The organism is Mesoterricola silvestris (assembly GCF_030295405.1).
In the GTDB taxonomy this organism is placed as follows: Bacteria; Acidobacteriota; Holophagae; order Holophagales; family Holophagaceae; genus Mesoterricola; species Mesoterricola silvestris.
On the sequence record NZ_AP027080.1, the window covers coordinates 4867157 to 4880851 of the forward strand.

At 69.0% G+C, this 13695-nt stretch carries 9 protein-coding genes; all 9 read left to right on the top strand.

Going from position 1 to position 13695, the window contains the following annotated elements:
- Positions 1-33: 33 nt before the first annotated feature.
- Entirely contained in the window at positions 34-3315 is a 3282-nt protein-coding gene (ygfK, locus tag R2J76_RS20935) for a putative selenate reductase subunit YgfK (RefSeq protein WP_316413608.1), read from the top strand.
- 160 nt (positions 3316-3475) lie between these two features.
- Entirely contained in the window at positions 3476-4840 is a 1365-nt protein-coding gene (locus R2J76_RS20940; RefSeq protein WP_316413609.1) for a nucleobase:cation symporter-2 family protein, read from the top strand.
- Positions 4841-4939: 99 nt separating this feature from the next.
- Positions 4940-5827 (top strand): hypothetical protein, encoded by an 888-nt coding sequence (locus R2J76_RS20945; protein WP_316413610.1) that lies wholly within the window; start codon positions 4940-4942, stop codon positions 5825-5827.
- Between the two features lie 60 nt (positions 5828-5887).
- Complete coding sequence (gene thrC, locus R2J76_RS20950; protein WP_316413611.1) at positions 5888-7102, top strand: threonine synthase; 1215 nt, start codon at positions 5888-5890, stop codon at positions 7100-7102.
- Positions 7099-8460, top strand: coding sequence for an amidohydrolase family protein (locus R2J76_RS20955; RefSeq protein ID WP_316413612.1), 1362 nt, complete (start codon positions 7099-7101; stop codon positions 8458-8460). Before thrC ends, R2J76_RS20955 begins: the two co-directional genes overlap by 4 nt.
- 18 nt (positions 8461-8478) lie before the next feature.
- Positions 8479-9675: a knotted carbamoyltransferase YgeW gene (gene ygeW / locus R2J76_RS20960; RefSeq protein WP_316413613.1), complete on the top strand. Its 1197-nt coding sequence runs from the start codon at positions 8479-8481 to the stop codon at positions 9673-9675.
- An 18-nt stretch (positions 9676-9693) separates the two neighbouring features.
- On the top strand, positions 9694-11151 hold the full coding sequence (locus R2J76_RS20965; RefSeq protein ID WP_316413614.1) for a pyridoxal-phosphate dependent enzyme: 1458 nt from the start codon (positions 9694-9696) through the stop codon (positions 11149-11151).
- 88 nt (positions 11152-11239) lie between these two features.
- Complete coding sequence (gene ssnA / locus R2J76_RS20970) at positions 11240-12565, top strand: putative aminohydrolase SsnA (RefSeq protein ID WP_316413615.1); 1326 nt, start codon at positions 11240-11242, stop codon at positions 12563-12565.
- Between the two features lie 2 nt (positions 12566-12567).
- Positions 12568-13659, top strand: coding sequence for an XdhC family protein (locus tag R2J76_RS20975; RefSeq protein ID WP_316413616.1), 1092 nt, complete (start codon positions 12568-12570; stop codon positions 13657-13659).
- Positions 13660-13695: the final 36 nt, after the last annotated feature.

A 13695-nucleotide genomic window follows, 5' to 3' on the forward strand; every position in this document is an offset into this window, starting at 1 on the left:
CCCCAAGCCCCACCCCGCAAGACAGGTACTCCGATGGAAAAAGCGTTCCGCCCCGCCCCGCTCGAGCTCATGGCCAACTGGATCTTCCGGGATCTCGATTCCCGGGAGACGGTCCTTGGCATCCCCAAGGCCAATATCCAGATCCCCGGGCCCCGGCTGGCGACGGAAATGTTCGGGCACACCGTGGCCGCCCCCCTCGGGGTGGCCGCGGGACCCCACACCCAGCTGACCCAGAACATCGTGGCCAGCTGGCTGTGCGGGGCCCGGTTCATCGAGCTCAAGACGGTCCAGATCCTGGATGAGCTCACCGTGAGCCGGCCCTGCATCGATTCCGCGGACGAGACCTACAACTGCGAATGGAGCCAGGAGCTCAAGCTCGAGCAGTCCTTCGACGAGTACCTCAACGCCTGGGTGCTCATCCACGCCCTGGCCCACCGCCTGGGCCTCAAGGACCCCGGCACCCATTTCAACATGAGCGTGGGCTACAACCTCGAAGGCATCCGCACCGACCGCGTGCAGGGCTTCATCGCCCACATGCGCGACGCCTCCGACGCGCTGCCCGCGGCCGTCGAGAAGGTGGCCCGGGTCTACCCCGCCGTGCGGGACCTGGCCATCCCCTCCCGCCTTTCCAACCACATCACCCTCTCCACCATGCACGGGTGCCCCCCGGCCGAGATCGAGCGCATCGCCACCTACCTCATCCGGGACCTGGGCGTGGACACCTGGGTCAAGCTCAACCCGACTCTCCTGGGCCCCGAGCGCCTGAGGGGCATCCTCAACGACACCCTCGGCTTCGATATCGAGGTGCCCGACGAGGCCTTCGGCCACGATCCCAAGTTCGCCGACGCCATGGCCATGGTGCGCAACCTGGCCGCGGTCGCCCAGGGCCGCCCCAACCAGTTCGGCCTCAAGCTCTCCAACACCCTCGAGGTGGTGAACCACCGGCCCGTGTTCCCCGCCAACGAGAAGATGATGTACATGTCGGGGCGCTCCCTCCACCCCCTCACCCTCACCCTGGCCGACCTCGTCACGGAGGAGCTGGACGGCAAGGTGCCCATCAGCTTCTGCGGGGGGGCCGACGCCAACAACTTCCCCGACCTGGTGGCCGACGGCATGTATCCCGTCACGGTGTGCACCGACCTGCTCAAGCCCGGCGGCTACGCGCGGCTCCAGCAGTACCTGGTGAACCTGGAGGACGCCATGACCTCCACGGGCGCCGCGGATCTCCCGGGCTTCGTGAAGGCCGTCTCCGGCGGCCACGGGGCCCGCTTCAACCTGGCCCGCCACGCCATCCGCGCCGTGGGCGACGACACCTACACGCGCCGCGCCCGGCCCCTGGTCTTCAAGGGCGACCGCGCCCTGGGCTCCTTCGATTGCATCGCCGCGCCCTGCGCCGAGGCCTGCCCCACCCACCAGAACATCCCCGACTACATGTGGCTCGTGGCCCACGGCCGGCCCGGGGAGGCCATGGACGTCATCCTCCGCACCAACCCCCAGCCCGGCATCACCGGCAGCGTCTGCGACCACAAATGCACCGAGCGCTGCGTGCGCAATTTCTACGACTCCCCCCTGGCCATCCGCGAGATCAAGCGCTTCGCCTTCGAGAACGCCGCCCCCGCCGCGCCGGAGGCGGGCCCCGCCCGGGGCGTGAAGGTCGCCATCGTCGGCGCGGGCCCCGCGGGCCTTTCCGCGGGCTACTTCCTGGCCCGCCTGGGCTTCCAGGCCGAGATCTTCGAGGCCCGGCAGGAGATGGGCGGCATGGTCAGCGGCGTCATCCCCGGCTACCGGCTCACCAAGGAGACCCTGGAAGCCGATCTGGACCGGCTCCGGGCCCTGGGCGTCAAGTTCCACTTCGGCCAGGCCCTGGGCCGGGACATCAGCCTCGAGGGCCTGCGCAAGGACTTCCCCTTCGTCTTCCTGGGCGTGGGGGCCCAGAAGGGCAAGCGCCTGGGGATCCCCGGCGAGAACGCCCCCGGCGTCATGGATGCCCTGGAGTTCCTGGACAAGGTGCGCTCCGGCGCCCCCATGGACCTGGGCTCCAGGGTCCTGGTCATCGGCGGCGGCAACTCCGCCATGGACGCGGCGCGCAGCGCCCGGCGCCTGGTGAAGGACGGCGAAGTCACCCTGGTGTACCGCCGCACCCGGGCCCAGATGCCCGCCGACCCCGCGGAGGTGGAGGACTGCATCGAGGAGGGCATCGGCCTGCGCGACCTGGTGGCCCCCGATTCCGTGGAGATCACCGGCGGCAAGGTCACCGGCCTGGTGTGCGGGAAGATGAAGCTCGGGGAGCGCGACGCCTCCGGCCGCCCACGCCCCGTGCCCATCGAGGGCGCCTTCGAGACCCTCCCCGCCACCACCATCATCCCCGCCATCAGCCAGGAGCCGGTGCTGGACTTCCTGGAGGGCCTGGCGGTGCGCCGCAGGAAGGACGGCACCCTGGAGGTGGACGCCACCACCCGCGAGACCAGCCTCGAGGGCCTCTTCGCCGGCGGGGACGCGGTGCACGGACCCTCCTCCGTCATCCAGGCCATCGCCGACGGCCGCGCCGCGGCGGAAGCCATCGCGCGCAGGCACGGGATCGCCCTTCCCGCCGAACCCCAGCTGGCCAAGGGCATCCCCGCGGCCGCCGCCATGGACAAGAAGGCCCGCCAGCAGAAGCCCCAGACCGTCCCCGTGCTGCCGCTCACCGAACGCGAGGGCTTCGCGGAGGTCATCCACGCCTTCAGCGCCGAGGCCGCGGCCCTGGAAGCCAGCCGCTGCCTGGACTGCGACGACCTCTGCAGCCTGTGCGTCACGGTCTGCCCCAACCGCGCCAACCTGGCCTACGCCGTGGAGCCCTTCACGTTCCAGGTGCCCACCCTGGTGGTGCGCCAGGGCCGGCTCGTGGCCGAGGGCGCCCGGGAATTCCAGGTGGCCCAGGCCGTCCAGACCCTGAACATCGGCGACTTCTGCAACGAATGCGGAAACTGCGACACCTTCTGCCCCGCCAAGGGCGCCCCCTACCGCGACAAGCCCAAGTTCTGGATCGACGAGGAGGGTTTCCGCGAAGCCAAGGGGGACGCCTTCCGGCTGATCCCCGTGCAGGGCGGCGTGGGTCTCCGGGCCCGCCTGGGCGGCGAGGAGCACAGCCTGGACGTGCGGGACGGCGTGGCCGAGTACCGCACCGACCGGGTGGTTGCGAGGTTCCAGTCCCCCGCATGGGACCTGCTGGGATTCGAAGCCCGGGGAACCCTGCCCGAAGGGTCCCAGGTGGATCTCATGCCCTGCGCCACGCTGCTCGGATTGCTGTTCGCCCAGGCCGAACTGCCGGCCTGATGGAATTTTTTCACGGGACTGAAAATTTTTGTTGACGAGCGGGTCGCCTATTTTAAACTTACAGGCAAATCAACAGATCCTGCCCCCGCACCGTCGCCAGGAAGCCAGGGAGTCCCTCCACATCCCATCCGCCCGGAGGGGCGCGTCCACGGAGTTTGAGATGAGTCAAGAACAGGCGGTCCATCCCGTCGACGAGGTCCTGCCGCTGGGCAGGCTCTCGCTGCTCGGGATCCAGCACGTGCTGGTGATGTACGCCGGCGCGGTGGCCGTTCCCCTCATCGTGGGCGGCGCGCTGAGGCTTCCCAAGGAACAGCTGGCCATGCTCATCAACGCCGACCTCTTCGCCTGCGGCGTGGCCACCCTCATCCAGGCCCTGGGCGTGGGCCGCTTCGGGATCCGCATGCCCGTGATGATGGGCGTGACCTTCGCCGCCGTCAGCCCCATGGTGGTCATGGCCGGCAACCCCGCCATCGGCATCACCGGCATCTTCGGCGCGGTCATCGCCGCGGGCCTCTTCGGCATCCTCATCGCGCCGGTGGTGAGCTGGCTCCTGCCGCTGTTCCCGCCCGTGGTCACGGGCAGCATCATCTCGGTCATCGGCATCTCCCTCATGAAGATCGGGATCAACTGGGCCGCGGGCGGACCCCATCCGGGCATCCCGGGCTACGGTTCCCTGGGGAACCTGGCCATCGCGGGCACGGTGCTGGTGGCCATCCTCCTCATCATCCGGTTCGTGAAGGGCTTCTTCGCCAACATCGCCGTCCTCATGGGCATCATCCTGGGCATGGTCATCTCCATCGGCCTGCACCGGGTGAGCTTCGAGAACATCGGCGCCCAGCCCTGGTTCGCCGTCGTCCGGCCCTTCCAGTTCGGGTGGCCGACGTTCCAGTTCGGCGCCGTGCTCACCATGTGCCTTGTGATGGTCGTGGTGATGATCGAGTCCCTGGGCATGTTCCTGGCCCTCTCGGAGATCACCGGCAAGCCCGTGGACCAGAGGCAGCTTTCCGACGGCCTCCGGGTGGACGGCCTGGGCACCCTCATCGGCGGGCTCTTCAACACCTTCCCCTACACCTCCTTCTCGCAGAACGTGGGCCTGGTGGGCGTCACGGGGGTGCGCAGCCGCTACGTGTGCGTCATGGGCGGCGCCATCCTCCTGGCCCTGGGCCTGGTCCCCAGGCTGGCCTTCGTCGTGGCCTCGGTGCCCGTCTACGTCCTGGGCGGCGCGGGGATCGTGATGTTCGGCATGGTGGCGGCCACGGGCATCCGGATCCTGGGCGGCGTGGACTTCCAGCGGAACCGCAACAACCTCTACATCGTGGCCATCAGCATCGGCTTCGGCATGATCCCCCTGGTGGCGGACAAGTTCTTCCGGGAAATGCCCCGACCCCTCGAGCCCCTCCTCGGCAGCGGAATCCTATTGGCTTCCCTCGTCGCCGTGGCGCTCAATCTGTTCTTCAACCAGCTCAAGCACCGAGAGGAAGCGAGCGAGGAGTCCATCCAGGCCACGAAGGCAAGCGAAGCCTGAGCAGCGAAAAGAAGACTTTTGAGTCATCATTTCTTCAAGTTTCCCCCCCACCCAATTGGCCACGCTGTTTCAGCCCGGCCTATACAAAGGAGAACACGAATGAAGAAGCTCACTCTCGCCGCCCTGGGACTCGTGGCTCTCGCCGCCGTTCCCGTTTCCGCCGCCACCTGGAGCGATACGTTCCTCGGCTACCGCACCGGCCCCGCCTTCCGCGAACCCGGCTACGCGTCCGGAATCCAGAAGCAGATCCTCTCCCTCAACTACGTGGGCGGCAACACCCTCGGCAGCAATTTCTTCAACGTGGACATGCTGAAGTCCGACAGCAACGATCCCATCAACAACACGGCCCCCGCGCCGGCCAAGGGCGCCCAGGAAGTCTACGTCGCCTACCGCAACAACCTCAGCCTCAGCGCCGTCTTCGGCAAGAAGATGGAGGCCGGCATCATCCGCGACGTGGAATGGACCACCGGGTTCGACTACAACGCCAAGAACACCGAATTCGCCCCCTCCGTCTACAAGCTCATGACCGGCCCCACGCTCTCCTTCAAGGTCCCCGGCTTCCTCACCCTGGGCGTGCAGTACTACAAGGAATGGAACCACAACTCCTTCGGCGGCTTCAACGGCGGCAACAACAACGTGGTGTTCGACGCCACCTACCAGATCAACGCCGCCTGGGGCATCAACGCCCCCATCGGCCCCGTCGCCGGCAAGTTCAAGGGCTTCGCGGCCATCACCGGCGCCAAGGGCAAGGACGGCTCCACGGTCGACACCAAGATCGAAACCCTGATCGACGCCTATTGGATGGCCGACTTCAGCGGCCTGCTCGGCGCCAAGAAGGGCACCTGGCAGATCGGCCCCGGCGTCGAATTCTGGAACAACAAGTTCGGCGATCCCACCTTCGCCACCACCCAGGACGTCAACATCCCCCACGCCGTGGTCAACCCCCGCACCCTCACCGGGATGATCGCCCTGGAATACCACTTCTAGCCAGGACCCCACCCCCGCGCGGGGGTCCTCCCCCGCGCACCTTCTTCCAGGACTTCCGCCATGACCCCATTCAGCTACCGGTGCACGGACTGCGGCCGCACGTATTCCCGCGACGAGGTCCGCTACCTTTGTCCTGAGTGCGGGAAGTCCTACCGCCCCGGCATCCCCCTCACGGGGGTGCTGGAGGCGGTGTTCGACTACGACGCCATCGGCGCCGCCTTCGACCAGGCCCGCCCCGACTGGAACCTCTTCTGCCCCGTGGAGACCGCGTTCCATCCGCCCCTGCCCGTGGGCAACACCCCCATGGCCCGCGTGGACCGCCTCGCCGCGGAACTGGGCCTGGGCGAGCTGTGGGTCAAGAACGACGGCCTCAATCCCTCCGGCAGCCTCAAGGACCGCGCCTCCTTCCTGGTGGCCGCCGAGGCCCGGCGACTGGGCATCGACCTCATCGTCGCAGCCTCCACGGGCAATGCGGCCTCGGCCCTGGCCGCGGTGTGCGCCTCGGCCGGACTCAAGGCCCTCATCTTCGTCCCCGAGAAGGCCCCCAAGGCCAAGCTGGTCCAGATGGTCCTGTACGGGGCCACGGTCGTGCCCGTCAAGGGCACCTACGACGACGCCTTCCGCCTCTCCCTCGAATACACGGAGAAGCGCGGCGGCCTGAACCGGAACACCGCCTACCACCCCCTCACCATCGAGGGCAAGAAGACCGCGGGCCTGGAGATCTGGGCCCAGGCCGGCTTCCGGGTCCCCGACGCGATCTTCGTGTCCGTGGGCGACGGGGTCATCATCGGCGGGGTGCACAAGGCCTTCGTGGACCTCCGGCGGGCCGGGCTCATCGACCGCCTCCCACGCCTCATCGGCGTCCAGGCCGAATCCTCCGACGCCATCCACCGGTACGTGGAGACGGGCGTCTACGCCGACGCGGCCAACCCCACCACCCGGGCCGACTCCATTTCCGTGACCTGCCCCAGCAACGCCCACGGGGCGCGCCGGGCCGTCCAGGAAAGCGGCGGCCTCACCCTCACCGTCACCGACGACGAGATCCTCTCCGCCCAGGCCGCCCTGGCTGCCCGTACCGGCATCTTCACGGAACCCGCGGGCGCCACGGCCTACGCCGGGCTCGTGAAGCTCCAGGCCGGCGCAAAGGCCCTTCCATCCGGGGCCCGTGCGGTTATCCTTGCCACGGGCAACGGCCTCAAGGACGTGGAGGCCCCCCTCTCCCGAATCTCCATCCCCCCCGCCATCGAACCCCGGCTGGAGTCCCTCCCCCGATGAAGATCGCCATCCGCAACGGCCGCGTGGCCCAGGGCGACCGCCTCGTGAAGGCCGACGTCCTCGTGGAGGACGGCCTCATCCGGGCCGTGGGGCATGCCGGCCCCGCCGACCGGGACCTGGACGCCTCGGGCTGCTACGTGCTGCCCGGCTTCATGGACTTCCACACCCACGTGGACGACCACATCGGGCGCTTCTACCTGGCCGACAACTACGAGACCGCCACCCGGGAGGCCATGCTGAACGGCATCACCACCCTGTGCACCTTCGTGACCCAGGCCGAGGGCCAGACCCTGCGCCAGGCCATGGCGGCGGCCCGGGCCAAGGCCCTGGACACCTGCCACGGGGACGTCCTGTGGCACCTGACCCCCACCACCTTCGAGCCCGGCGATCTGCGCTTCCTGGAGGCCCTGCTGGAGGCCGGGTACCGCACCCTCAAGTTCTACACCACGTACCGGCCCGCGGGGCTCTACGTGAGCTACCAGAGCCTGGGGGACCTGTTCCAGCGGCTTTCGCCCCTGGGGGCGACGTTCATGGTGCACTGCGAGGACGACGACATCATCGCCCACGTGGAGCCCGGGGCCCTGGATCTCTCCAAGGCGGTCTCCCACACGCGGCTGCGCTCGGAGGAGGCCGAAGTGGAGGCCATCCGCCGGGTGACGGAGCTCGCCCTGGCCAAGGGGGCCTCCCTGCACGTGGTGCACGTTTCCACCCTCGAGGGCGCCCGGGCCATCGTCGCCGCCAAGGCGGAAGGGGACGTCTCCATGGAGACCTGCCCCCAGTACCTCTACCTGGACGAGACCTTCCTGCAGCGCCCCGACGGCCACCACTGGCTCTGCTCGCCCCCGCTGCGCGGGCACCGGGAGGCCTTCCGCGCCCTGGCCCGGGAGGGGGCCTTCGATATGGTGGCCACGGACCACTGCGCCTTCCGGCCCGAGGACAAGGACAGCTGGAACGGCCAGGACCTGCGCCAGGTGCCCAACGGCATGCCCGGCCTGGGCGCCCTGCCCCACGTGACCTGGAAGATCTGGGAGGACGATCCCGACCGCTCCGCCCTGGGCCTGGCCACCCACCTCGCCCTCAACCCCGCCCTGCGGGCGGGGGTCGCCGACCGCAAGGGGGCCATCCTGCCCGGCCTGGACGCCGACATCGTGGTCCTGGACCCCCACGGCCCCGAGCGTCCCGTGCGCTCCACCGGGGTGCCCACCTTCGAACCCTTCCCCGGCTTCACCACGAAGCTGCATTTCCGCTCAGTGCTGCTCCGGGGCGTTCCCCGGGTCCAGGATGGGCGGCTGCTGGAACCGGACCGCCCCATGGGGGTCCCCCTCCAGCCCGATCCCGAAACCCTTCCCTTCACCTGATTCCTCAAGGAGGACCCCATGACCGCGACCCCCACCATCACCGAGAACCTGCGCGCCTTCCAGGGCCTGAAGACCGATCTGTTCCACAAGGATTTCCTCCTCACCTGGGAGCATCCCGAAGAGGAGATCCGGGCCATCGTCACCCTGGCCGACACCCTCAAGCAGCTGCACAAGGCCGGCCACTCCTTCCGCTCCTTCGACACCGGCCTGGCCATCTCCATCTTCCGCGACAATTCGACCCGCACCCGCTTCAGCTTCGCCAGCGCCGCCAACGCCATGGGCCTGGGCCTGTCGGACCTGGACGAGCAGAAGAGCCAGGTCGCCCACGGCGAGACCGTGCGCGAGACGGCCAACATGATCAGCTTCCTCACCGAGGTCATCGGCATCCGGGACGACATGTTCCTGGGCGAGGGCCACACCTACATGAAGGAGGTGGGCGACGCCCTCACGGACGGCACCCAGCGGGGCGTGCTCCACCGCCGTCCCAGCATCGTCAACCTCCAGTGCGACATCGACCACCCCACCCAGTCCCTGGCCGACCTGGCCTGGCTGCGCCAGCACTTCGGCAGCCTCGAGAACCTCAAGGGCAAGAAGATCGCCATGACCTGGGCCTACTCCCCCAGCTACGGCAAGCCCCTCTCCGTGCCCCAGGGCATCATCGGCCTCATGTCCCGCTTCGGCATGGACGTGCGCCTGGCCCACCCCGAAGGCTACGGCCTCATCTCCGACGTGGTGGACCTCGCCGGCAAGCAGGCCGCCAAGAGCGGCGGGAAGTTCACCGTCACCAACAGCATGGAAGAGGCCTTCGCCGGCGCCGATATCGTATACCCCAAGAGCTGGGCCCCCTATCAGGTCATGGAGCGCCGCACCGAGATGCTCAAGGTCTCCGACAAGGAGGGCCTGCGCGAGCTGGAGAAGGAGTGCCTGGCCAACAACGCCAAGCACGCCAACTGGGAATGCACCCGCAGGATGATGGACCTCACCGCGGACAAGAAGGCCCTGTACATGCACTGCCTGCCCGCGGACATCACCGACGTGAGCTGCAAGGCCGGCGAGGTTTCCGCCGAGGTCTTCGAGCAGTACCGCATTCCCACCTACCAGGAAGCTGCCTACAAGCCCTTCATCATCAGCGCCCTCATGTTCCTCACGCGCCTGAAGGATCCCGGAGCCAAGCTCGAGCAGATCGTCAACCGCGCCCAGGCCCTTCACCTGTAGGTCCCAGAGGAGATACCCATGTCAAGGATCGTCAAGACCTACAACGAAGAAGTGGTTAAGCGCACCGCCAAGCGGTGCAAGGACCGGGGCATCGTCATCCCGACCTTCCACCAGATGCGCCACCCCGAAACCGCCCCCGACGCCGTCAAGGCCCGCCTGAAGAACGTGGGCCTGTGGGACGTGGACCCCGCCAACCTCTTCCGCATCACCTGGAAGAACGACCCCGCGACGGGCCTTTTCGGCGGCCCCAACCACCTGGAGATCCCCCGGGAGATCACCGGCGTCAAGGCCCGCATCATCGGCCTCGTGGGCAAGTACTTCCCCACCGGCGCCCACAAGGTGGGCGCGGCCTTCGCCTGCCTCGTGCCCCGCCTCGTGAGCGGCGAGTTCGACCCCGACACCCACAAGGCCGTGTGGCCCTCCACGGGCAACTACTGCCGCGGCGGCGCCTTCGATTCCGCCGTGCTGGGCTGCACCGCCATCGCCATCCTGCCCGAGAACATGAGCCAGGAGCGCTTCACCTGGCTGGCCCAGATCGGCTCCGAAGTGATCGCGACCCCCGGCTGCGAAAGCAACGTCAAGGAGATCTACGACAAGTGCTGGGAGCTGAAGAACGATCCCAAGCACGTGATCTTCAACCAGTTCGAGGAGTTCGGCAATCCCGTGTGGCACTACAACGTCACGGGCCCGGCCATCGAGGACGTCTTCAACGCCATCAAGACCCCCAGCACCCGCCTCGCCGCCTACGCCAGCGCCACCGGCAGCGCCGGCACCATCGCCGCCGGCGACTACCTCAAGGCCCACCACCCCGGCGCCAAGGTGATCGCCACCGAGGCCTGGCAGTGCCCCACCCTGCTCATGAACGGCTTCGGCGACCACCGCATCGAAGGCATCGGCGACAAGCACGTTCCCTGGGTCCACAATGTCCGCAACACCGACGCCGTCGCCGCCATCGACGACGAGGACTGCATGCGCATCCTGCGGCTCTTCAACGAGCCCGAAGGCCAGAAGCACCTGGCGGGCCTGGGCATCAGCCAGGACGTCATCCAGAAGCTGGGCCTGCTGGGCATCAGCGGCATCTGCAACCTGCTGGCCGCCATCAAGGCCGCCAAGTACTGGGAGCTGGACGAGAACGACGTGGTCTTCACGATCTTCACGGACAGCGTGGAGATGTACCGCTCCCGCCTGGATGAGCAGACCGCGGAGCACGGCGCCTTCACCGCCGTGGACGCCGCCACCACCCGCGTCGGCAGCCTCGAGCGCCAGGGCGTGGACCACTTCAAGGAGCTCACCTACCCCGAGAAGAAGGCCATCCACAACCTGAAGTACTACACGTGGGTGGAGCAGCAGGGCAAGACCTACGAGGAGATCTGCGCCCAGTGGGATCCCGAGTACTGGCGCCAGCTCTTCACGGAGGAGGCCGCCGCCTTCGACAAGCTCATCGAGAAGTTCAACCAGGAAGTGGCCCGGTCCTAGACCGATCCTGATGCGGCCGGTGACGGGTGATATGATCACCACCCGTCACCGGCCTTTCCCTTGACCGAAACACCTGGAAAGATCCCCCATGCGAATCCTCATCCACGGCGGAACCGTCATCACCTTCGGGAGCCCCTGCCGGGTCCTGGAAGGCCGGGCGGTCCTCATCGAAGACGGGCGCATCGCCCGCATCGCCCCGAAGGAGGCCATCCCGGGCCCCTTCGACCGCACCCTCGACGCCACCGGCAAGGTGGTCATGCCCGGCCTGGTGAACGCCCACATGCACTTCTATTCCACCCTCGTGCGGGGCCTGGGCAAGGCGGCCCCCAGCGCGAACTTCCAGGAGGTGCTGGACAACCTCTGGTGGCGCCTGGACCGCAAGCTCTCCCTGGACGACGTGGACATCAGCGCCGAGGTCGTCCTGGCCGACGCCGTGCGCAAGGGCACCACGACCCTGGTGGACCACCACGCCAGCCCCTTCGCGGCCGCAGGGTCCCTGGACCGCATCGCGGGGGCGGTGCGCCGCAGCGGCGTGCGCGCCTGCCTCTGCTACGAGGTCTCCGACCGGGATGGCCAGGCGGTCACCGACGCGGGGCTGGAGGAGAACGCGGCCTTCGCCCGGCGCTGCGCCTCGGAAAAGGACCCCCACCTGCGGGCCCTCTTCGGCCTCCACGCGGCCTTCACCCTCACGGACGCCACCCTGGACCGCGCCGCCGTCCTGGGCCGGGACGCGGGCGTGGGCTTCCACGTGCACGTGGCCGAGGCCGCCTCGGACGTGGCGTACAACCTCCAGCACCACGGCCTCACCTCCGTGGCCCGCCTCGCGGGGCACGGGCTCCTGGGCCGGGGCAGCATCGCCGCCCACTGCGTCCACGCGTCCGAGGCCGACCAGGAGCTCCTGGCGTCCACGGACACCTTCGTGGCCCACAACCCCCAGTCCAACCTCAACAACGCCGTGGGCATCGCCGACGTCCTGGGCATGGTGCGCCGGGGCGTGCGCGTGGGCCTGGGCACCGACGCCATGACCGTGAACATGCTGGAGGAGATCCGCGTGGCCATGTGGGCCCAGCACCTGCGCCAGGACAACCCCACCTGCGCCTTCATGGAGATCGCCAACACCCTCTTCGCCCGGAACCCCGAACTGGCCACCCAGCTCTGGGGCTTCCCCCTGGGCACCCTGGAGGAGGGCGCCGCCGCCGACGTCATCCTGGTGGACTACCACCCCCCCACGCCCCTGGACGGCAACACGGTCCTGGGCCACCTGGTCTTCGGCATCTCCCAGGCGACGGTGGACACCACCCTCTGCGCGGGCCGGATCCTCATGGAGGGCAAGGTCCTGTGCAACGGCCTGGACGAGGCGGCCCTGGCCGCGCGCAGCCGGGAGCTGGCCGTGAAGCTCTGGGACCGGTTCTAGCCATGCGGGGGCCCGGGGAGATCGCCGCCGCGCTGCGAAGCCTGGCGGAGCCTTCGGCCCTGGCCACCCTGGTGCGCACCAAGGGCAGTTCGTACCGCAAACCGGGGGCGCGGATGGTCTTCCACCCCGGGGGCCTCCAGCAGGGCGGCATCAGCGCCGGGTGCATGGAGACCGACGTGAAGGAGCGGGTGGCGGCGGTGCTGGAAAGCCGCCACCCCCTCCTCGTCACCTTCGACCTGGGCAGCGAGATCGATCTCATCTGGGGCACGGGCATGGGCTGCGCGGGCCGGGCCGAGGTGCTCCTGGAGCGGATGGAGCCCGGGCAGGTGCCGCCCTGGCTGGAGCACGCCGAACGCCTGGCCCGGGAGCGGGGCTCCGGCCTGCTGGCCACGGTCTTCGGGACGAGGGGCGAGGTGCCGGCGGCCCCCGGCGACCGCTTCCTGTTCGAAGGGGACCGGAGCCTCCTGCCGGCGCCCCCGGCCCTGGAGGCCGCCCTGCGCACCCCCCCGGCCCACGCCGAGGCCCGCACCGCGCGGCTGGAGGGGGGGGAGGTGGATCTCCTCCTGGAACCCATCCGGCCCCCCGTGGCCCTGTGGGTCTTCGGCGCCGGCGAACACGCCATGCCCCTCTTCCGGCTCGCCAAGGGCCTGGGCTGGTTCCTGGGGCTGGCCGACCACCGCCCCGGCCTGGCCACCGCCGCCCGCTTCCCCGAGGCCAACCGCATCGTCGTGGGCCACCCGCCCGATTCCCTGCAAGCCATCCCCTTCGACGCCCGCACCGCCGCCCTGGTGGTGAGCCACGTGTACGAGGCGGACAAGGCCGCCCTGGCCGCGTTCCTGAAGGCGCCCCTGGGCTACGTGGGCCTCCAGGGCAACCGCCGGCGCAGCGAGCGCATCCTCCGGGAACTGGAGGAGGAGGACGGCCCCCTCACCGAGGAAGCCCGCTCCCTCCTGCACTACCCCGCCGGGCTGGACATCGGCGCCGAATCGCCCGAGCTCATCGCCCTTTCCATGATCAGCGAAGTGCAGGCGTCCCTGGCCGGCAGGCCCGGCCTGCCCCTGCGCCAATGGCAGGGCCCGATCCACCCGCGCTGAGCCCCCGGGAACCTTCCGGGATCCTTTTCCACTCGT

Bases quoted from the DNA above. Each gene is read 5' to 3' on its own strand.
- thrC (WP_316413611.1), top strand. From the start codon at position 5,888: ATGACCCCATTCAGCTACCGGTGCACGGACTGCGGCCGCACGTATTCC.
- ygfK (WP_316413608.1), top strand. From the start codon at position 34: ATGGAAAAAGCGTTCCGCCCCGCCCCGCTCGAGCTCATGGCCAACTGG.
- ygeW (WP_316413613.1), top strand. From the start codon at position 8,479: ATGACCGCGACCCCCACCATCACCGAGAACCTGCGCGCCTTCCAGGGC.
- R2J76_RS20965 (WP_316413614.1), top strand. From the start codon at position 9,694: ATGTCAAGGATCGTCAAGACCTACAACGAAGAAGTGGTTAAGCGCACC.
- ssnA (WP_316413615.1), top strand. From the start codon at position 11,240: ATGCGAATCCTCATCCACGGCGGAACCGTCATCACCTTCGGGAGCCCC.
- R2J76_RS20940 (WP_316413609.1), top strand. From the start codon at position 3,476: ATGAGTCAAGAACAGGCGGTCCATCCCGTCGACGAGGTCCTGCCGCTG.
- R2J76_RS20975 (WP_316413616.1), top strand. From the start codon at position 12,568: ATGCGGGGGCCCGGGGAGATCGCCGCCGCGCTGCGAAGCCTGGCGGAG.
- R2J76_RS20945 (WP_316413610.1), top strand. From the start codon at position 4,940: ATGAAGAAGCTCACTCTCGCCGCCCTGGGACTCGTGGCTCTCGCCGCC.
- R2J76_RS20955 (WP_316413612.1), top strand. From the start codon at position 7,099: ATGAAGATCGCCATCCGCAACGGCCGCGTGGCCCAGGGCGACCGCCTC.